Below are 21,099 nucleotides of genomic sequence, written 5' to 3' on the forward strand. Positions count from 1 at the left end.
AATATTTTGTTTAAATTTAACGACGAAAAAGGCCAACTTAAATGCTCCTTTTGCGGAAAGACTCAAGATCAAGTACGTAAATTAGTGGCCGGTCCAGGTGTTTATATTTGTGATGAATGTATCGAGCTTTGTAATGAAATTATTGAAGAAGAGCTAGGTATTTCTGAATTTGTTGATTTTGGTGAAGTGCCAAAACCTCAAGAAATCCGTCATATATTGAGTGACTATGTTATTGGTCAAGAGCGTGCCAAAAAAGCACTCGCTGTAGCAGTTTACAATCACTACAAACGTATTAATTCCAATGAAACTAAAGAAGATGAAGTAGAACTTTCAAAAAGTAATATTTGTTTAATTGGTCCAACTGGTAGTGGTAAAACACTTCTTGCTCAAACATTAGCGCGAATTCTTAATGTTCCATTTGCGATTGCAGATGCGACTTCACTTACAGAAGCTGGTTATGTTGGGGAAGATGTAGAAAATATTCTTCTTAAACTAATTCAATCAGCGGATTACGATGTGGAAAAAGCCGAAAAAGGTATTATCTACATTGATGAAATTGACAAAGTTGCTCGCAAATCCGAAAACCCATCTATTACTAGAGATGTTTCCGGTGAAGGCGTACAACAAGCGCTACTGAAAATTTTGGAAGGTACTGTCGCAAGCGTTCCTCCTCAAGGTGGTAGAAAACATCCTCATCAAGAACTTATTCAAATTGATACAGGAAACATTCTATTTATCGTTGGTGGAGCATTTGACGGAATAGAACAAATCGTTAAAAATCGAATGGGTGAAAAAGTCATTGGATTTGGTACAGATAATGCGAAACTAAAAGATGATGAAACTTATTTATCCCGTGTTGTTCCGGAAGATTTACTGAAATTTGGTTTAATTCCTGAATTTATCGGTCGTTTACCGGTTATAGCAACGCTTGAACAATTAGATGAAGCAGCGCTTGTTTCCATTTTGACAGAACCAAAGAATGCTTTAGTAAAACAATACAAACGTATGTTAGAGCTTGATGACGTTGAACTTGAATTCGAGCCAACTGCTCTAATTGAAATTGCGAAAGAAGCGATTGAACGCAAAACTGGAGCGCGTGGTCTTCGTTCGATTATCGAACAGATTATGCTGGAAGTGATGTTCGAAATCCCTTCTCGTGACGACATTACGAAGTGTATTATTACTGAAAAAGCAGCTCGTGGTGAAGAAGAACCGCAACTGCAATTAGAAGACGGTTCTATTATTCCAATTAAAACATCTGCATGATTAGAATGCGCGTCGTAATTGGCGCGCATTTTTTCTATCAAGCCAGCTTGTTTTACTGTAATATCTGACTTGTTTCGTGCTATACTTTATTAATATTAATTGGAGAGGATAAAAAGACATGAAAAGTGAAAACAAATTTTTTTCTGGGGCATTTGGATGGATAAAAATAATTCTTATCGCGCTTATACTTGCTTTTGGTATTCGCTATTTTTTAATTTCTCCAGTTACTGTTAATGGGAAATCAATGGACCCAACACTCCATGATGGGGAACATTTATTTATTAACAAAGTATCAGATCCGAAGCGTTTTGACATTATTGTATTTCCTGCGCCTGATGAGGAAAATGCAGAGTACATTAAACGCGTCATTGGCCTTCCAGGAGATAAAGTGGAGTATAAAGAAGATCAACTTTATATTAATGGGAAAAAATATGATGAACCTTATTTAGATTCAGAAAAAGCAGCTCTAAAAAATGGTTATTTAACCACTGATGCAGAAGGTGATCCTAATTTTACAATGGCAGACATTCCAAACTCTGACGGCTCTCTTACTGTCCCTAAAGGAGAACTTTTTGTTTTAGGAGATAATCGTCAAGTAAGTAAAGATAGTCGCTACATTGGCTTTATATCACAGGATACCGTGCTTGGAAAAGTAATTTCATTTGGAAAATCCTTAGAACGTTAATGTGACCCTACAGGAAGTCTAGGAGGAGACATAGATGACAGATCAGAATGAAAAAAAGCCCAAGAAAAAAAGCGGGGCACATCAATTATTAAGCTGGGTGCTAGTTATCGTTGCAGCACTTGCAATTGCACTTGTGATTCGTAACTTTGTAGTTGCACCAGTAAAAGTAGAAGGAACATCTATGGTTCCAACATATCAAGATGGCGATAGAATTTTCATTGAAAAAATTTCCAAGCCTGATCGTTTCGACATTATCGTGTTTGATGAACCTCCAATGATTGGTTCAGGAGAACATTTCATCAAGCGAGTGATTGGCATGCCAGGAGATAAAATAGCATTTAAAAACGGTGAGTTATATTTAAATGGAAAACGAAAAGTAGAAAGTTACTTGCCAGAAGGAACATTAACCCTTTGGAATCCAGATCCAACGCAAAAACCATACATAGCGGATTATACGCTGGAGGATATGACAGGCGAAAGTACTGTTCCAAAAGGGAAACTGTTTGTACTCGGAGATAATCGCGGCGGGAGTTCAGATAGTCGTGTTTTCGGATTTATTGATGATTCCATGGTAAACGGTACAGTGATACAATTTGGAAAATAATGTGAAGTCCGTGAAGATACTTTTTCGCGGATTTCTCTATTAAATGAGCGTTTTTTCGTTTATAATAAGACTGTTAGTATAAAATAGGGCGGTGCAATTTTTTGAAGGAGAAGAATTTAAAACGGTTATGGTCATGGATTTGGGCGGCTGTTCTAGCAGTGTTAATAGCTGTTATAATCCGTTTTTATTTATTTGTCCCTATTCTCGTAGATGGGATATCAATGATGCCTACACTTCATAACGATGACCGTGTAATTATAAATCGCTTCGGAAATGTAGATCGTTTTGATGTGATTGTTTTTCGAGAATCAGATGGAAAAGAATACATCAAGCGAGTAATCGGTTTGCCGGGTGATACAGTAGAATACAAAGAGGACCAACTTTACATCAATGGTAAAAAGTATAATGAACCGTATTTGGATACTTACAAAGAAAAGCTGAAAGATGGCTATTTAACAGATGATTACAGTTCAAAGGATCAACTAGATGGTGGTAAAATTCCAAAAGATACTTATTTTGTTTTAGGTGACAATCGAAGAGCAAGCAAAGACAGTCGGATAATTGGGCCAATTCCATTTAGCAAGGTGTTAGGAACAACACCGATTTGTTACTGGCCGATTGAAGATGCCAAACTTATAGATTAGGAGTATATAATGACAATTCAGTGGTTTCCAGGTCATATGGCCAAAGCTCGCCGTGAGGTAACAGAAAAATTAAAACTAGTAGATGTGATTTTTGAATTAGTGGATGCACGTATCCCGCTATCTTCCTCTAATCCCATGCTAGAAGAAATTATCCATCAAAAAAGACGAGTGATTATTTTAAATAAAGCAGATACTGCCGATGAAAAAACAACAAAAGAATGGATTGACTACTTTGCCGAGAAAGGTTTGCCAGCAGTTGCTGTGAATGCTCAAGAAGGTAAAGGACTATTCAAAATAGAACAAGCCGCCGAAAAATTAATGGCTGAAAAATTCGACCGTTTAAGAAGTAAAGGTATGAAGCCAAGAGCAATTCGTGCGATGATTTTAGGTATTCCGAATGTTGGTAAATCAACATTAATCAATCGACTAGCGAAAAAAAATATTGCAAGGACAGGTAATAAACCTGGTGTAACTAAGGCACAACAATGGATTAAAGTAGGTAAAACATTAGAACTTTTGGATACTCCAGGGATTCTTTGGCCTAAATTTGAAGATCAAGAAATTGGTTACAAATTAGCTCTTACAGGTGCAATTAAAGATGATTTACTTCAAATGGAAGAGATTGCTGGTTACGGTTTGCGATTTTTAGAAAACCATTACCCCGACCGACTTCAAACTTGGCTAAAAGTAGAAACTGTTTCTGAAGACCCTATCGAAACACTAGCATTTATTGCAGAAAAAAGAGGGCTCTTAGATCGATACAATGATCCAGATTATTCTCGCGCAGCCGAAACGGTAGTTCGAGAAATTCGTCAGCAAAAGTTAGGGAGAATGTCGTTTGATTTCCCAAATTGGGAAGATGAAGTCGAATGAGCGATTCCATATCCGTTATAAAAGAAAAATTAAGCGAAGTCACTTCAGAAAATGATCCTTTTTTCCAAAAATGTATACAGGATGAACGTAAAGGTGTAGAAAAACTTGTGCAATCCGTGAGACGAAAATGGGAAAAGGAAGCAAAATTACTTGTGAAACTTAAAGAAATGACACAATATGAAACTGATTTATTTCAACAAGGATACAAATATATTGCTGGAGTAGATGAAGTTGGCCGTGGCCCGCTTGCTGGTCCAGTTGTTGCTGCCGCAGTCATCCTGCCAGCTGATTTTTCTGTTGTTGGAATAAACGATTCTAAGCAATTGAGTGAAGCAAAACGTGACGCATTGTTCGAAAAGATAAAAAAAGAAGCAATTGCTATCGGAGTAGGGATTATTGAACATGATGTAATTGATCAAGTAAATATTTATGAAGCGACGAAACTTGCTATGTGTGAAGCGTTAAATCAATTAACACCAGAACCTGATTTTGTTCTAATAGATGCAATGCCACTAAGATATACCGAGGCAGAACTATCTCTTATCAAAGGGGATACAAAAAGCATTTCGATTGCTGCAGCGTCTATCATCGCAAAGGTTACAAGAGATAGGTTAATGCAGATGTACGATGAAAAGTATCCTGGCTATGATTTTGCAAACAATATGGGCTATGGCACAAAAAAACATTTACTTGGTTTAGATACTATTGGTATATGTCCTATTCATCGCATGAGTTTTTCGCCAGTGAAAGAATCAAAGTTACATTTTGACAGCTTAAATTAACTAAATCCTATAAGGAAAAGCGTGTTTTCGACATAGAAAATGCGCTTTTTTGTATTGTTTCATAGATTTTAGTCATTTTACAAAAAAGCATAACATTTGTAGACTGAGAGTAACTATCACGGAGGTGTAACATATGGATTTTAAACAACGAAACACATGGCTAAAACTTGCTTCCTGTAAGTCTATTTCTGCTAAAAAGAGAGCAGTCATTTGGCAAAAATTAAAAGAGTTAGACCAGTATGAAATGGCAGCACATACATTTGTAGAATCATTCTTTCCGGTGGATAAAAGAGCACAGATTTTAATGGAAATAGAAACGGCTGAAGTGTTCTTTTTGGAAGGTATTACTCCAATTTGGATTCTAGAAGATAGCTATCCAGCACTTCTAAGAGAGGTTTACGAAGCACCACCGATTTTATTTTGCAAAGGGAATATTGACTTACTTCAACGGCAAGCCATCGCCATTGTCGGTACTAGGCAGATGAGTGAGTATGGTAGAAAAGCTTGCGTGAAAATTGCTAGTGAACTTTCTGCGCACGATTTAACCATAATTAGCGGAATGGCCATAGGAATAGACACTATTGCTCATAAAGCCACCTTAAATAAAAACGGTGCAACAATTGCCGTACTTGGTTCAGGTGTTAACAAAATTTATCCAAAGAAAAATGAGTTCCTTGCTAAAGAAATCGCGAAAGAAGGCTTGCTATTAAGTGAATATTTACCAAGTCAAGAAGCAAAGAGGTGGCATTTTCCAGAAAGAAATCGAATCATTAGCGGTTTGGCAATTGGGACAGTAATAATAGAAGCAGCTGAAAGAAGTGGTTCTCTAATTACTGCAGACATAGCATTAGAACAAAACAGACAAGTTTTTGCCGTTCCAGGGAATATTTTTATTGATACTTGGCAGGGAACGAATTATTTGATTCAGGAAGGCGCCAAGCTAGTTATGAATGCGGACCATATAATAGAAGAATTTTTTCAAATTAAGCCATAATTCTACTGAAATTATCGTTTTTAAGTGATTTGACTTGCATTTCCTGATTTTTTGAGATAAGTTTGCTAAAGAAAGCTGATATAAAACATCAAAAAATGGACTTTTTCTTAAAAGCCATTGACAAACCCAGTAGGAAGGGCTAATATTTACTACTGAATTATGTGAAAAATCAGCATTGAAAACTTATTGAACGCGAGGCTAAAACTGTAATAGGATTAAGACAACGAGTAAAGCCCGTGTATTGACCCAAATCAGGGAGGAATATATAGATATGGCAGATTATTTAGTGATTGTAGAGTCACCTGCAAAAGCAAAAACGATTGAGAAGTATTTAGGCAAGAAATTTAAAGTTAAAGCTTCCATGGGACATGTTCGTGACTTACCGAAGAGTCAAATGGGTGTAGACACAGAAAATGACTATGAACCTCGTTATATTACGATTCGCGGAAAAGGCCCTGTTTTAAAAGAATTAAAACAAGCTGCCAAAAAAGCGAAAAAAGTCTATCTCGCAGCCGATCCAGATCGTGAAGGGGAAGCAATTGCATGGCACTTAGCTAACAGTTTAGAGTTAGATCAATCAGACAAATTACGTGTAGTATTTAACGAAATAACGAAAGAAGCAGTAAAAGAATCTTTCAAAACACCACGTAAAATTGACATGGATTTAGTCAATGCACAGCAAGCGCGTAGAATTTTAGACCGTTTAGTTGGATATAATATCAGCCCTATCCTATGGAAAAAAGTAAAAAAAGGTTTGAGTGCTGGTCGTGTTCAATCTATTGCACTTCGAATCATTATTGATAGAGAGAAAGAAATCAATAATTTCAAACCCGAAGAATACTGGACAATTGATGGTAACTTCCTTAAAGGTAAGAAAAAATTCCAAGCCAATTTTTATGGTCTAAATGGCAAAAAGAAAAAACTTTCTACTGCGGATGATGTAAAAGAAGTAATGTCTGCAATCAAAGGGAAATCATTTGACGTAACAGATGTAACTAAAAAAGAACGACTTAGAAACCCTGCTGCACCATTTACCACCTCAAGTTTGCAACAAGAAGCAGCACGGAAACTAAATTACCGTACAAGAAAAACGATGATGCTTGCTCAACAATTATATGAAGGGATCACACTTGGCAAACAAGGCACAGTTGGTTTAATCACTTATATGCGTACCGACTCCACTCGTATTGCAGATTCCGCTATACTAGAAGCAAGTAACTACATTAAAGAAACTTATGGACCTGAATTTTCTCGTAATCATAAACGATCAGATAAAAACGCAAAAGGTGCCCAAGATGCCCATGAAGCAATCAGGCCTACAAGTGCAATGAGAAGTCCCCAAGAAGTAAAAGAATATTTAACACGGGACCAACTTCGCCTATATCGTTTGATTTGGGAAAGATTTATTGCGAGCCAAATGACGCCAGCAGTTCTAGATACAATGCGTGTTGACTTAGATAACAACGGCGTGAACTTCAGAGCAAATGGCTCTAAAATTAAATTTCACGGCTTCATGAAAGTCTATGTAGAAAGTAACGATGATAATACGGAAGAAAAAGAAAATATCTTACCAGATTTGAAAAAAGGAGATAAGGTGCAGTCCGAATCGCTCGAACAGCGTCAACATTTCACGCAGCCACCTCCACGTTACACAGAAGCTAGATTAGTAAAAACGCTCGAAGAAATTGGTATTGGTCGACCATCGACTTATTCGCCGACACTCGACACAATTCAGCGCAGAAATTATGTTTCTTTAACGAATAAACGCTTTATTCCAACTGAATTAGGTGAAATCGTTAATGAAATGATTGAAGACTATTTCCCAGAAATTTTAGATGTGAAATTCACTGCCAACATGGAAAGTGAGCTCGATGAAGTTGAGCACGGAGAAGTTGAATGGGTGAAAGTCATTGATGAATTTTATAAACGATTTGAACCAAATGTAATAAAAGCAGATGCAGAAATGGAAAAAATCGAGATTAAAGATGAACCAGCCGGAATTGACTGTGATCTTTGTGGAGCTCCAATGGTATACAAAATGGGTAAATACGGTAAGTTCCTAGCTTGTAGTAGATTTCCTGATTGTCGTAATACGAAAGCAATCGTGAAAGAAATCGGTGTTACGTGTCCTAAATGTGAGAAAGGACATGTAATAGAAAGAAAAAGTAAGAAAAAACGTATTTTCTACGGTTGTGATCGTTATCCAGATTGTGACTATGTATCTTGGGATAAACCAGTCGAACGTGCTTGTCCGAAATGTGAGAAACGAGCACTAGTCGAGAAGAAATTGAAAAAAGGTGTACAAGTACAATGTACAAATTGTGATTACAAAGAATCAACCCAACAATAATTGGAAAATGGCAGCACTTGGATTCTTCTTGTGTTGCCATTGTTGCGCGAGGAGGCGGACAAATGGAAAAGAGTGTTAATGTAATTGGAGCAGGTTTAGCAGGAAGTGAAGCGGTGTGGCAGTTAGTAAATCGAGGCGTAAAGGTAGACTTATACGAAATGAGACCGGTAAAACAAACTCCGGCACATCATACAGACAAATTTGCAGAGCTAGTATGTACTAATTCCTTGCGAGCTAACGGCCTAACGAATGCCGTGGGAGTTATTAAAGAAGAAATGCGGATGCTTGATTCTATTATCATTGAAGCTGCTGACAAAGCATCTGTACCAGCAGGAGGAGCGCTTGCGGTTGACCGCCATGAATTTTCTGGTTACATTACAGACAAAGTGAAAAACCATCCTCTCGTGACGGTGCATACAGAAGAAGTTACTACTATCCCTGAAGGTCCAACAATTATTGCAACAGGGCCACTTACTAGTCCCGCACTTGCGGACGAAATTAAACAATTAACTGGCGAAGAGTATCTTTACTTTTATGATGCAGCGGCGCCGATAATTGAAAAAGATAGTATCGATATGGATAAAGTGTATTTGAAATCCCGTTATGATAAAGGAGAAGCAGCTTACTTAAATTGCCCGATGTCAGAAGAAGAATTCAATGCTTTTTATGAAGCATTAGTAACGGCTGAAACGGCTGCTTTAAAAGAATTTGAAAAAGAAGTGTTTTTTGAAGGTTGCATGCCAATTGAAGTAATGGCAAAACGTGGAATTAAGACAATGTTGTTTGGCCCATTGAAGCCAGTTGGATTAGAAGATCCGAAAACAGGAAAAAGACCTTATGCAGTATTGCAACTTAGACAAGATGATGCAGCAGGAACACTTTATAATATGGTAGGTTTCCAAACACACCTAAAATGGGGAGAGCAAAAACGTGTATTTGGAATGATTCCAGGTCTTGAGAATGCCGAAATCGTTCGTTATGGTGTGATGCATCGTAATACATTTATTAACTCACCAACTGTGCTTGAACCAACGTACCAATTGAAAACACGTAATGATCTGTTCTTTGCTGGACAAATGACGGGTGTGGAAGGATATGTTGAATCAGCTGCTAGCGGGCTTGCTGCTGGGATTAATGCGGCTAATTTTGTACAGGAAAAAGAATTAGTGGTTTTCCCAACTGAAACAGCGATTGGCAGTCTAGCCCATTATATTACGAGTGCTAGTAAAAAATCGTTCCAACCAATGAATGTTAATTTTGGACTCTTCCCAGAGCTTGAAACAAAAATTCGTGCAAAACAAGAACGTAACGAAAAATTAGCTGAAAGAGCGCTAAATGCAATAAAAAAGGTTGCAGAAGAACTATAAAAACACTATAATAATTGAGGACTATTCTTTGCTGTTCTTTTCATCACGAGGGCTACTTTGTTATTTTGAGAAAGTTGATAGTGGTGGAAAGACAGTTTTTCTTTCCGATAAATGGTCTAGACAGATTTTATTAATAAATGTTGACTTTTTCACAAAAGTTAAGTGTTTTATTTAAATTGATTGTAAATCCAGATTAATTCAAAAAGTTGCGAAAAATGTATAAAATTATTGCAACGCGGATATTGTTATGTTAACATGATAGTGTTTGAGAGGTGTATACGTATGATACAAGAGGGGAAGTTAGAGCAACAGTTCTTTGACTATCTTCACTCAGAACGTAATTATTCAGTGAACACTAGTACAGCTTACGAAAATGATTTACTTGATTTCCGCCGCTTTTTAAATGAACAAGCCATTACAACTTATCAGCAAGTTACTTTTCTAGATGTGCGTATTTATTTGACTGAATTAAAGCAAAAATCTTTTTCTCGTACAACCGTAGCTAGAAAAATTTCAAGTTTACGGAGTTTTTACACTTTTCTTTTAAGAGAGAATGTTATTAACGAAAATCCGTTTACTTACGTATCACATGCGAAAAATCAGTTAAGGCTTCCCAAATTTTTCTATTCAGAAGAAATGGAAGCTTTGTTTCAAGTGGTCTACGAAGATAATGAAACGCTTACATTACGTGATAGAGTGCTTTTGGAGGTATTATATGGTACGGGAATTCGGGTGAGTGAATGTGCTGGAATACTGTTGCCTGACTTAGATACATCTTATCAAGCCATCCTCATTCGCGGAAAAGGGAATAAAGAACGCTATGTGCCGTTCGGGGCTTATGCAGAAGATGCGATTACAGATTATTTGCCAGAACGTGTCAATCTTATGTCTCGCTATAAAAAGTCGCATGATGCTTTACTTGTGAATCATTACGGTGATCCTTTGACGACCAGGGGCATTAGGTATTGTTTGACGAAAATAATTAGTAAAGCTTCATTAACTCGAAAAATTCATCCACATATGTTACGCCACACGTTTGCAACAGATTTACTTAATAACGGTGCGGATATGCGGACGGTACAAGAGTTGCTTGGGCATGCTAGCTTATCATCTACCCAGATATATACGCATGTAACAAAAGAGCATTTAAAGTCTACTTATATGAAACATCATCCGAGGGCTTAAATTTGGAGGAGGTTAAAGAAATGGAATTACACGCTACAACGATATTTGCTGTTCAACATGACGGAAAAGCGGCGATGGCTGGTGACGGTCAAGTAACGCTTGGAGAATCGGTTGTAATGAAACACACTGCCAAAAAGGTTCGCCGTCTTTTTCATGATAAAGTAATTGCAGGGTTTGCAGGTTCAGTCGCAGACGCTTTTACATTATTTGAAAAATTTGAAGCGAAATTGAATGAATATAATGGTAACTTAGAAAGAGCGTCAGTCGAACTTGCTCAACAATGGCGTAGTGATAGTGTTTTACGTAAGTTAGAAGCTATGTTAATCGTGATGGATAAAGATACATTACTTTTAGTTTCAGGAACAGGGGAAGTAATAGAACCAGACGACGGCATTTTAGCAATCGGTTCTGGTGGGAATTATGCGCTGGCAGCTGGGCGAGCACTTAAAAGACATAATGGCGGTCAGATGGAAGCAAAAGATATTGCTCGTCATGCGCTAGAAATCGCTTCTGAAATTTGTGTATTTACAAATGATCATATTACCGTAGAAGAGCTTTGAAGGAGTGGTTAATTTGACAAACTTAACGTTGAGGAACCAGTTAACACCAAAGCAAATTGTTGAAAAACTGGATCAATATATTATTGGACAAAACGGAGCAAAGAAATCTGTTGCAGTAGCACTAAGAAATCGTTATCGGAGACAATTGATGGATGAATCAATCCGCGATGAAATTATTCCGAAAAATATTCTAATGATTGGACCAACTGGAGTAGGTAAAACGGAAATAGCACGCCGAATTGCAAAAATTGTTCGCGCTCCTTTTTCCAAAGTAGAAGCTACAAAATTTACAGAAGTTGGTTACGTAGGTCGCGACGTGGAATCTATGGTTCGTGATTTGGTGGAAGTATCCGTTCGTTTAGTAAAAGAAGAAAAAATGCAATTAGTTCGTGTAAAAGCAGAAAAAAATGCAGAGAAACGTCTGATTAAACTTTTAGCGCCAAGTCAAAAGAAAAAACAAACAACCTCGCAAAATCCGTTAGAAGCACTTTTTGGCGGCATGAATCAACCAGATGAATCTCCTGAAGAAGAAGTAGATCAAGAATTAAAGAATAAACGTAGCCAAATCGAATGGCGCCTCCAAAATGGCGAGCTTGATGATGAAATAGTAACAGTAGAAGTAAAAGAACAGCAAAATCCAATGCTTGATATGATGCGCGGCGCTGGAATGGACCAAATGAATGGTATGCAAGATGCGCTTTCTGGCATGTTCCCAGCGAAAAAGAAAAAACGCAAAGTAACCGTACGTGAGGCGAAGAAAATTCTTTTTGAAGATGAAGCATCAAAATTAATTGATGCGGATGAACTTGCAGCAGAAGGTATTCATCGTGCGGAACAAATGGGTATGATTTTTATTGACGAAATTGATAAAATCGCTAGTAAAGAAGGCGGCGGAAATGCACAAGTTTCGCGTGAAGGTGTCCAAAGAGACATTCTTCCAATCGTGGAGGGGTCGCAAATTTCTACCAAATATGGTACAGTCAACACGGAGTACATTTTATTCATCGCAGCAGGGGCTTTCCATATGTCTAAACCAAGCGATTTGATTCCAGAGCTTCAAGGCCGTTTCCCAATTAGAATTGAGCTGGATAAATTAACACAAGAAGATTTCTACAAAATCTTAACAGAACCAGACAATGCACTAATTAAACAATACAAAGCTTTACTGAAAACAGAAGGAATTGACTTGATTTTCACCAAAGAAGCTGTAGAAAGAATTGCCGAGATTGCATTCCAAGTTAATCAAGATTCAGATAATATCGGAGCAAGAAGACTTCATACCATTTTAGAAAAATTACTAGAAGATTTACTATTTGAAGCACCAGAAATCAATATGGAATCTATTAAAGTAACAGAAAACTATGTTAATGAAAAACTTGCACCAATTATGCAGAATAAAGATTTAACACAATTTATTTTATAAAATACTAGGAGGATCTAATAATGACTTTATTAGAAAAAACAAGAAAAATTAATGCTATGTTACAAAACGCTGCAGGAAAAACAGTAAACTTCAAAGAAATGGCAGATACACTTACAGACGTCATTGAAGCAAACACATATATCGTAAGCCGTAAAGGTAAATTACTTGGCTATTCCGAAGCACTTCCAATCGAAAATGATCGTATGAAACAAATGCTAACAGAACGCCAATTTCCTGAAGAATATACGCAAAGCCTTTTCAATGTAGGCGAAACTTCTTCTAACTTAGAAGTATCAAGCCAATATACTGCTTTCCCAATCGAAAACAGTGAGTTATTTACAAAAGGTTTAACAACTATCGTACCTATCGTTGGTGGTGGTGAGCGTCTTGGAACACTTATCCTATCTCGCTTAGAAAGTAATTTCACTGATGATGATTTGCTTTTAGCGGAATATGGTGGAACAGTTGTTGGAATGGAAATCTTGCATGAAAAAGCAGAAGAAATTGAAGAAGAAGCTCGTAGCCGTGCGGTAGTACAAATGGCAATTAGCTCGCTTTCTTACAGTGAATTAGAAGCTATTGAGCATATTTTCGATGAGTTGAATGGTAAAGAAGGCCTTCTTGTTGCCTCTAAAATCGCGGATCGTGTCGGCATTACACGTTCTGTAATCGTAAATGCACTTCGCAAATTAGAAAGTGCAGGCGTTATTGATTCTCGCTCTCTAGGAATGAAAGGTACATTTATCCGTGTACTAAATGATAAATTCCTTGTTGAACTAGAAAAATTGAAAAATAACTAAAAAAACTAGAAAAGCTTTCTCTGGAAATATTCGGGGAGAGCTTTTTTTTGATTGCTTTGGTAAAATAAGAAAGAAGAACTTGTGTGACTGGAGGAATTTGGAATGGAAATTGCTGAAACAACCATTGAAGTGCGCTATGCAGAAACCGACCAAATGGGCGTTGTTTATCATAACAATTACCTTGTATGGATGGAAATCGGACGAACAAGATTAATTGAAAAATTAGGTTTTCGTTATTTTGATATGGAAGAAGCAGGGTACCTTTCTCCGGTATTAGACGTGCATATTCATTACGGAAAACCACTGCGTTACGGACAGAGGGCAGTTGTAAAAACATGGATAAAAGGGTATGATGGACTTCGTGTTACTTATGGTTATGAAATTTGCTATGAAGATACGAAGGAAGTAGCAATTACAGGTGAAACACAGCATGTATGTGTAACTAAAGAAGATTTCCGCCCTGTATCATTAAGAAGAACATTTCCGAATTGGCATGAAGCCTATCTAAAAGCTTTAGAATAAATAAGACTGGTAGTGATAAAAATGGCTTTTGGTGTAAAACGCGATGAAATGGAATTATGGAAAGAAAAAGCAGCCCGTGGAGAGATTGCAATTATCACCCATTATTGGCTAGATGATCGCTTTCCAGAATCAAAAACTGTAACCAAAGTTGCATGCGTAGATTTAAAAAAATTGCAACAATGGGGGAAACAATATGGTTTAGCCCCAGATTGGATTGATAACCGTCGAAAAAACTTTCCGCATTATGATTTGTTTGGTGAGATGCAACTTGTTGTACTGAAAAAAGAAAAAGCCTTTGAACAAATCGAGCGGTTTCATTTGGAGGAGAAATAACAATGATCAAACTGGAAAATGAAGTATTGCTTGTAGAAATGAAAACAGCAGGAGCAGAATTAACGCGAATCTTTCATAAAGATACCGGACTTGAATATTTATGGAATGCTGATAGCAAGTTTTGGGGGCGTCATTCACCTGTTCTATTTCCAACAGTTGGAAGGCTTGTAGAAGATACTTACTTAGTCGATGGAAAGCCGTACCACTTAGGACAACACGGATTTGCTCGTGACCGAGATTTTCAAGTAGTCGAGCAAACAGAAAAGTCCGTACGTTTTGAGTTGGATGCAGACGAAGATTCATTGGCAGTTTATCCCTACAAATTTAAACTATCTATTATTTATACAATAGAAAAGAATACGGTAGCTGTTTCCTACGAAGTTGAAAATACGGATAACAAGCGAATTTATTTCTCTATTGGTGCGCACCCAGCTTTTAATTTACCATTAACAGATGGGACGACATTTGAAGATTATTATTTGGATTTTGGAACAGAGGAGAATTTAGAAACACTTTGTTTAGAAGGACCTTATCGCAGTGGCGAAATTAAGAAGGTTGTTGATGAAGCAGCCCGATATTTACCATTAAACTACGATTTATTTAAAAATGATGCGCTTATTTTTGAAGCGTTAAAACAAAAAGAAATGACTATTAAATCAGATAAAACACCTCATTTTGTAAAAGTATCTTTTCCAGAATTCCCATTTGTTGGAGTGTGGACGGCAAAAGCAGGAACACCATTCTTATGTATTGAACCTTGGTACGGAATTGCGGATGGGGCAGGAGAGTCTGTTGAACTGCGAGATAAAGCGGGGATAGAGCATTTAGAGCCAGAAGCAGTCTTTGCTTCTGAATATGAAATTACAGTAGGTTAAAACAAAAACCCAGAAGAGCGAAACGCATCTTCTGGGTTTTATTACATCCATTTTATTTTTGGCTCTTCTCCGTTACGTATCCGAGTGATATTTGCTCGGTGACGCCAAATTACAAAGAGCGCGATACAAGCAACGAGAACAATTAAAATCCAGTCCCCCATGAAAAGAGAAATAATTAATGCAGCAAGTGCTCCAATCATTGAACTGAGAGATACATATTTACTAAGTTTTAGTGTAACTAAGAAGACTACAAGTGCGGCTACAAAGAGTAATGGCGCATAGGCGAGAATGACTCCGGCAGAAGTAGCTACTGCTTTCCCACCTCTGAATCCTGCGAAAAGTGGGAAACTATGCCCGATAATAGCAAATGCTCCAGTTAGCAACCAGAAATGATGATCTACATTCAATTGAAAGGAGAATGGAAGCAACGTTGCAACAGTTCCTTTTAAAATATCCATTACTGTAACAATGCTACCAGCCTTGATACCAAGCACTCGGAAGGAATTTGTCGCCCCTAAGTTACCGCTACCGAACTCGCGAATATCTTTTTTGTAGAAAATTTTGCCAATCCATAAACCAGATGGTATCGAACCAATCACATAGGCTAATAAAGAAAGCAGAATTAAGTTAATTGTCATTTTTAAACCCCTCAAGAAGAAATGATGTTTTCCATAAAGAATTATAGCACAAAATGAAGAGAATTGGCTAAATTGTTGAGATAAATCACGATGAAAAGTTGAAAAAACCGCAAAAATAGCTTATGATTAGAAAGTATAGTAGGGGGCGATTAGACTAATGCAAAATCCAACAAAAGAAGAAATCCAACATATCTTAAAGAAGGCAAAAGTTATCGCAGTCGTTGGTTTGAGTGATAAACCAGACCGCACAAGTTACCGAGTGAGTCAAATAATGCAGCAAGCTGGGTACAAAATTATACCAGTGAACCCTAATGCAGACGAAATTCTTGGCGAAAAAACCGTCAAGCATTTAACGGATATCGAGGAACATGTAGATATTGTGAATGTCTTTCGTCGCTCAGAGTTTTTACCTGAAATAGCAGAGGCTTTTGACCAAATAGATGCAGATGTATTTTGGGCACAGCTTGGCATAGCTAATCAGGAAGCATTTGATTTTTTGACAGAAAAAGGATATCCTACTGTCATGGATTATTGCATTAAGGTTGCTTATCAAGAAATGGATTAATTAAACACCATTTTTGAAGGAAGCAGGTTCTTATAGCAGAGCCTGTTTTTTTATGAAAAGGAATTTGTCACTAAACTATCTCTTTATTAATCAGCTAGTTAATGCTATTCTGATAAGGTGGTTTTAAGCGAATAACAACGTGAAAGTTGTAGATTGACGGAATGAAGGGAGTTTTGAAATATGAATCGGAATGAGTATAATGATGATTCTATTCAGGTGCTTGAAGGACTGGAAGCGGTCCGGAAACGCCCAGCGATGTATATCGGGTCAACAGATGTACGCGGGCTGCACCATTTAGTATATGAAATAGTGGACAACTCGGTCGATGAGACCCTTGCAGGTTTTGGTAAGAAAATTGTTGTGACACTTCATGAAGACGGTAGCGTTAGTGTTAGTGATGAAGGGCGTGGGATGCCTGTTGGAATGCACAAAACAGGAAAGTCCACAGTAGAAGTTATTTTAACCGTACTTCATGCTGGCGGTAAGTTCGGTCAAGAAGGCGGCTATAAAACAAGTGGTGGACTCCACGGCGTTGGTTCCTCTGTTGTAAATGCACTTTCTGAATGGTTAGTAGTTACAATTAACCGTGACGGCGCAACCTACCAACAAAAATTTAAAGACGGCGGAAAGCCTGATGGAACACTGAAAAAAATCGGAAAATCAAAAGCCACTGGGACAACAATTCGCTTTAAACCAGATCCAGCGATTTTTCCAACCACTTCATTTAACTATGAAACATTATCGGAACGTCTAAGAGAATCAGCGTTCCTTTTAAAAGGGATGTTAATCGAATTAATTGATGAACGTGTAGGTATGGCAGAGGCTTTCCACTTTGAAGAAGGTGTGAAAAACTTTGTTGAATATATTAATGAAGGCAAAGATGTGCTTCATCCAGTAGCCAGTTTTGAAGGAGAAAATGCGACCATTGAAGTAGAAATGGCGTTCCAATTCAATGATGGTTACTCTGAAAATATCTTGAGTTTCGTTAATAACGTTCGAACTCGCGGGGCAGGTTCCCATGAATCAGGTATGAAAGCGGCGATGACACGGATTTTCAATGATTATGCTCGTCGGGTGAATCTTTTAAAAGAAAAAGATAAAAACCTCGAAGGTAGCGATATTCGTGAAGGGTTATCCGCGGTACTTTCGATTCGTGTTCCAGAAAAAATTCTTCAATTCGAAGGACAAACGAAAGAAAAACTTGGGACGCAGGAAGCTCGTCAAGCGGTTGATGCGGTTGTAGCAGAACATTTAGCTTACTTCCTTGCCGAAAACCCAGAAACAAGCTCCCTTCTCGTTAAAAAGGCTGTTAAAGCCCGCGAAGCAAGAGAAGCTGCGAGAAAAGCGCGTGAAGAAACACGTAACGGCAAAAAAAAGAAACGTTCCGAAACACTGCTTTCTGGAAAGTTAACGCCAGCGCAATCACGAAACCCTAATAAAAATGAACTTTACCTAGTCGAAGGAGACTCGGCGGGAGGATCAGCCAAACAAGGCCGTGACCGTCGTTTCCAAGCTATATTGCCACTTCGAGGAAAAGTAATTAATACCGAAAAAGCAAAACTACAAGATATCTTAAAAAACGAAGAAATTAGCACGATTATTCATACTGTAGGTGCAGGCGTTGGTACCGAATTTGATGTCGAGGATTGTAACTATGACAAAGTAGTTATCATGACCGATGCCGATACCGATGGCGCGCACATTCAAGTATTACTTCTGACATTTTTCTATCGTTACATGCGTCCACTTGTTGAAGCTGGTAAAGTTTTTATTGCCTTACCACCACTTTACAAAGTAAGTCGCGGTTCTGGTAAAAAAGAAGTAATCGAATATGCTTGGACAGATGAAGAATTAGACTCTGCCATCCAAAAAATTGGTAAAGGCTACATGATTCAACGATACAAAGGTCTTGGTGAGATGAATGCTGACCAACTTTGGGAAACAACGATGAATCCTGATACACGTACGTTAATTCGTGTACGAGTAGATGATTCTGCACGTGCTGAACGCCGCGTGGCAACACTGATGGGTGACAAAGTAGAACCAAGACGTCAATGGATTGAAAAGCATGTCGAGTTTTCTATGGAAGATAGCCAAAATATTTTAGAAAATGAAAACATGATGGTTGAGGAGGCGAAAGACATTTGAGTAATCCAGAACAACATATCCAAGACTTAGCGCTAGAAGAAGTTATGGGCGACCGTTTTGGTAGATATAGTAAATATATTATTCAAGAACGTGCGCTTCCAGATGTTCGTGACGGACTGAAACCAGTACAACGTCGTATTTTATTCGCAATGAATGTCGAAGGGAATACTGCTGAGAAAGGTTTCCGTAAATCTGCCAAAACAGTCGGAAACGTTATCGGTAACTACCATCCACATGGTGACTCTTCGGTTTACGAAGCAATGGTACGGATGAGTCAAGATTGGAAAGTACGTAACATGCTGATTGAAATGCATGGTAATAACGGTAGTGTCGACGGGGATCCGCCAGCAGCAATGCGTTATACAGAAGCGCGACTTTCTCCAATATCAGCAGAACTTTTACGCGATATTGAAAAAGAAACAGTCGATTTCATTCCTAACTTTGATGATACGTCTAGTGAGCCGACAGTTTTACCAGCACGTTTTCCTAACCTTTTAGTGAATGGTTCTACGGGTATTTCCGCTGGTTATGCAACAGATATTCCACCGCATAATTTAACAGAAATCATCGAAGCTGTTATTAAACGATTAGATAATCCACTTTGCACAACGGATGATATTATGAAAATTGTCAAAGGCCCGGATTTCCCTACAGGTGGGATTATTCAAGGGATTGATGGTATTCGAAAAGCTTATCAAACTGGAAAAGGACGCGTTGTCGTTCGTTCTAAAACAGAAATTGAAGATATTCGTGGCGGTAGAAAACAAATTACGATTCATGAAATTCCATATGAAGTAAATAAAGCTAATTTAGTTAAACGCATGGATGAACTTCGTATTGAGAAGAAAATTGAAGGGATTTCAGAAGTACGTGATGAAACTGACCGTACAGGACTTCGTATTGCTGTTGAACTTAAAAAAGACGCCAATGCTGAAGGTGTTCTGAACTACCTGTTTAAAAATACGGATTTACAAGTAAGCTATAATTTTAACATGGTTGCTATTAATAAAAAACGTCCGGAGCTAATGGGCATTATCCCAATGCTTGACGCTTATATTGAACACCAAAAAGAAATTATTACGAAGCGCTCTGAATACGATATTCGTAAAGCGCGAGCTCGCCAACATATTTTAGAAGGTTTAATTAAAGCTTTGTCTATTTTAGATGAAGTCATTAAATTAATTCGTGGTTCAAAAGATAAACGCGATGCGAAATTAAACCTCCAAACAAAATATGATTTCAGCGAAAAACAAGCAGAAGCAATTGTATCTCTACAACTTTATCGTTTAACAAATACAGATATACATGAACTTCAAAGTGAAGCAAAATCACTAGCAGAACAAATTAGTGTTCTTGAAAAAATCCTAGGCGATGAAGCAGAACTTATTGCTGTTTTAAAAGAAGAACTAGCTGAAATTAAGAAAAAATATAAAACAGCTCGCCGTACAGAAGTGCAAGCAGAAATAGCAGAAATCAAAATCGATACAGAAGTACTTGTTGCGAATGAAGATGTGATTGTTTCTGTGACGAAAGAAGGCTATGTGAAACGTACAAGCCAACGTTCATATGCAGCATCAAATGGTGCAGAACTAGCCATGAAAGAAGCAGACCATGCCATCTTTATCCAAAAAATGAATTCACTCGATTCACTCCTGTTATTCACGAGCAAAGGGAATTTTATTTATCGACCAGTGCATGAGTTGCCTGATATTCGCTGGAAAAACCTCGGGGATCACGTGAGTCACTTGGCCAGTGATTTATCGGCAGGTGAAGAAATCCGTTCTGCTATTGCAATTCAAGCCTTTACGGAAGAAAAACGCTTTTTATTCGTTACTAAAAACGGCATGACTAAGCAATCAGCTATTACGAATTACAAACCACAACGCTACTCTAAGTCTATGATGGCAATTAAGTTAAAAGGTGACGATGAACTGTTAAGTGTTCATTTGATTGATGGCACAGAAGATATTTTCTTAGCAACCAAAAATGGTTACGGTCTTCGTTATTCTATTACTGAAATTCCAGAATCAGGTGCAAGAACAGCTGGTGTAAAAGCGATTAACTTAAAACAAGATGATATAGTTATTGGCGGTATAGTCCTTATGCCGAACGAACAAAAACATATTCTTCTTGCCACACAGCGTGGCTCACTCAAACAAATGAAAGCCAGCGAATTTGAACCAATTTCAAGAGCGAAACGTGGCTTATTGATGTTACGCGAACTGAAAAGCAATCCACATCGCTTCATTGGTATAACACTTGCTGATAATAACGACCACCTATTTATCGAAACAAACACAGACCAAATTGTTGAAATAGATGTTGCTAATCTTCGAATAACGGACCGCTATTCTAACGGATCCTTTGTACTAGATGAAACAATGGAAGGCGAACCAACTTCTATTTGGCTAGCAATACCCGAAATAAAAGATACCTCAGACGCAAAAGAAGAATAAGGAAGAAAAAGAGTTCTTGTATAGAAATA

20 protein-coding genes are annotated in these 21,099 nt (G+C 37.8%); 19 read left to right on the forward strand and 1 reads right to left on the reverse strand.

Annotated elements, in window-relative coordinates; genetic code table 11:
• Window positions 1–6: 6 nt before the first annotated feature.
• The 16 genes from clpX (at window position 7) to CKV70_RS06510 (ending at window position 15,263) form a co-directional block, all read left to right on the forward strand.
• Window positions 7–1,266 carry an ATP-dependent protease ATP-binding subunit ClpX gene (gene clpX / locus CKV70_RS06430; RefSeq protein ID WP_003723886.1) on the forward strand — a complete coding sequence of 420 codons (1,260 nt, stop codon included), beginning with the start codon at window positions 7–9 and terminating at the stop codon, window positions 1,264–1,266.
• Window positions 1,267–1,384: 118 nt separating this feature from the next.
• Window positions 1,385–1,951, forward strand: coding sequence for a type I signal peptidase SipX (gene sipX / locus CKV70_RS06435; protein ID WP_009924620.1), 567 nt, complete (start codon window positions 1,385–1,387; stop codon window positions 1,949–1,951).
• A gap of 34 nt (window positions 1,952–1,985) precedes the next feature.
• The gene (sipY, locus tag CKV70_RS06440) at window positions 1,986–2,555 is read left to right on the forward strand and encodes a type I signal peptidase SipY (RefSeq protein ID WP_009924619.1); all 570 of its coding nucleotides are present in this window, start codon (window positions 1,986–1,988) and stop codon (window positions 2,553–2,555) included.
• A 101-nt stretch (window positions 2,556–2,656) separates the two neighbouring features.
• Complete coding sequence (gene sipZ, locus CKV70_RS06445) at window positions 2,657–3,199, forward strand: type I signal peptidase SipZ (RefSeq protein WP_003723889.1); 543 nt, start codon at window positions 2,657–2,659, stop codon at window positions 3,197–3,199.
• A gap of 9 nt (window positions 3,200–3,208) precedes the next feature.
• A complete protein-coding gene (gene ylqF / locus CKV70_RS06450) occupies window positions 3,209–4,072 on the forward strand; it encodes a ribosome biogenesis GTPase YlqF (RefSeq protein WP_003723890.1) in 864 nt (287 codons plus the stop codon).
• Window positions 4,069–4,854 (forward strand): ribonuclease HII, encoded by a 786-nt coding sequence (locus tag CKV70_RS06455; protein WP_003723891.1) that lies wholly within the window; start codon window positions 4,069–4,071, stop codon window positions 4,852–4,854. The genes ylqF and CKV70_RS06455 overlap by 4 nt, the downstream gene beginning before the upstream one ends.
• A 133-nt stretch (window positions 4,855–4,987) precedes the next feature.
• Window positions 4,988–5,848: a DNA-processing protein DprA gene (dprA, locus tag CKV70_RS06460; RefSeq protein WP_003723892.1), complete on the forward strand. Its 861-nt coding sequence runs from the start codon at window positions 4,988–4,990 to the stop codon at window positions 5,846–5,848.
• A gap of 271 nt (window positions 5,849–6,119) precedes the next feature.
• Window positions 6,120–8,198, forward strand: a complete 2,079-nt coding sequence (gene topA, locus CKV70_RS06465; protein ID WP_014600791.1) for a type I DNA topoisomerase — start codon at window positions 6,120–6,122, stop codon at window positions 8,196–8,198.
• Window positions 8,199–8,260: 62 nt separating this feature from the next.
• Window positions 8,261–9,565 carry an FADH(2)-oxidizing methylenetetrahydrofolate--tRNA-(uracil(54)-C(5))-methyltransferase TrmFO gene (trmFO, locus tag CKV70_RS06470; RefSeq protein ID WP_009924616.1) on the forward strand — a complete coding sequence of 435 codons (1,305 nt, stop codon included), beginning with the start codon at window positions 8,261–8,263 and terminating at the stop codon, window positions 9,563–9,565.
• A 282-nt stretch (window positions 9,566–9,847) separates the two neighbouring features.
• Complete coding sequence (xerC, locus tag CKV70_RS06475) at window positions 9,848–10,750, forward strand: tyrosine recombinase XerC (protein ID WP_009911635.1); 903 nt, start codon at window positions 9,848–9,850, stop codon at window positions 10,748–10,750.
• 20 nt (window positions 10,751–10,770) lie between these two features.
• Window positions 10,771–11,310 carry an ATP-dependent protease subunit HslV gene (gene hslV / locus CKV70_RS06480; RefSeq protein WP_003724001.1) on the forward strand — a complete coding sequence of 180 codons (540 nt, stop codon included), beginning with the start codon at window positions 10,771–10,773 and terminating at the stop codon, window positions 11,308–11,310.
• 13 nt (window positions 11,311–11,323) lie between these two features.
• Window positions 11,324–12,733, forward strand: coding sequence for an ATP-dependent protease ATPase subunit HslU (gene hslU, locus CKV70_RS06485; RefSeq protein ID WP_010989722.1), 1,410 nt, complete (start codon window positions 11,324–11,326; stop codon window positions 12,731–12,733).
• Between the two features lie 20 nt (window positions 12,734–12,753).
• Entirely contained in the window at window positions 12,754–13,533 is a 780-nt protein-coding gene (codY, locus tag CKV70_RS06490; RefSeq protein WP_003726695.1) for a GTP-sensing pleiotropic transcriptional regulator CodY, read from the forward strand.
• Between the two features lie 102 nt (window positions 13,534–13,635).
• Window positions 13,636–14,055 (forward strand): acyl-CoA thioesterase, encoded by a 420-nt coding sequence (locus CKV70_RS06500; protein ID WP_003724129.1) that lies wholly within the window; start codon window positions 13,636–13,638, stop codon window positions 14,053–14,055.
• Window positions 14,056–14,076: 21 nt separating this feature from the next.
• Complete coding sequence (locus CKV70_RS06505; RefSeq protein WP_003724130.1) at window positions 14,077–14,388, forward strand: hypothetical protein; 312 nt, start codon at window positions 14,077–14,079, stop codon at window positions 14,386–14,388.
• Between the two features lie 2 nt (window positions 14,389–14,390).
• Complete coding sequence (locus CKV70_RS06510; protein ID WP_009932949.1) at window positions 14,391–15,263, forward strand: aldose 1-epimerase family protein; 873 nt, start codon at window positions 14,391–14,393, stop codon at window positions 15,261–15,263.
• 41 nt (window positions 15,264–15,304) lie between these two features.
• Here the strand turns inward: CKV70_RS06510 and plsY are convergent, their stop codons facing one another.
• Complete coding sequence (gene plsY, locus CKV70_RS06515) at window positions 15,305–15,901, reverse strand: glycerol-3-phosphate 1-O-acyltransferase PlsY (protein ID WP_014600792.1); 597 nt, start codon at window positions 15,899–15,901, stop codon at window positions 15,305–15,307.
• 157 nt (window positions 15,902–16,058) lie between these two features.
• Between plsY and CKV70_RS06520 the strand changes: the two genes are divergently transcribed.
• From CKV70_RS06520 to parC, 3 genes are all read left to right on the forward strand, one after another.
• The gene (locus CKV70_RS06520; protein WP_003732802.1) at window positions 16,059–16,466 is read left to right on the forward strand and encodes a CoA-binding protein; all 408 of its coding nucleotides are present in this window, start codon (window positions 16,059–16,061) and stop codon (window positions 16,464–16,466) included.
• Window positions 16,467–16,646: 180 nt separating this feature from the next.
• On the forward strand, window positions 16,647–18,614 hold the full coding sequence (parE, locus tag CKV70_RS06525; RefSeq protein ID WP_003723731.1) for a DNA topoisomerase IV subunit B: 1,968 nt from the start codon (window positions 16,647–16,649) through the stop codon (window positions 18,612–18,614).
• Window positions 18,611–21,070 carry a DNA topoisomerase IV subunit A gene (gene parC, locus CKV70_RS06530; RefSeq protein ID WP_010989723.1) on the forward strand — a complete coding sequence of 820 codons (2,460 nt, stop codon included), beginning with the start codon at window positions 18,611–18,613 and terminating at the stop codon, window positions 21,068–21,070. The genes parE and parC overlap by 4 nt, the downstream gene beginning before the upstream one ends.
• The last annotated feature ends 29 nt before the right edge of the window (window positions 21,071–21,099 follow it).

It is taken from the genome of Listeria monocytogenes, from assembly GCF_900187225.1.
GTDB classification, from domain to species: domain Bacteria; phylum Bacillota; class Bacilli; order Lactobacillales; family Listeriaceae; genus Listeria; species Listeria monocytogenes.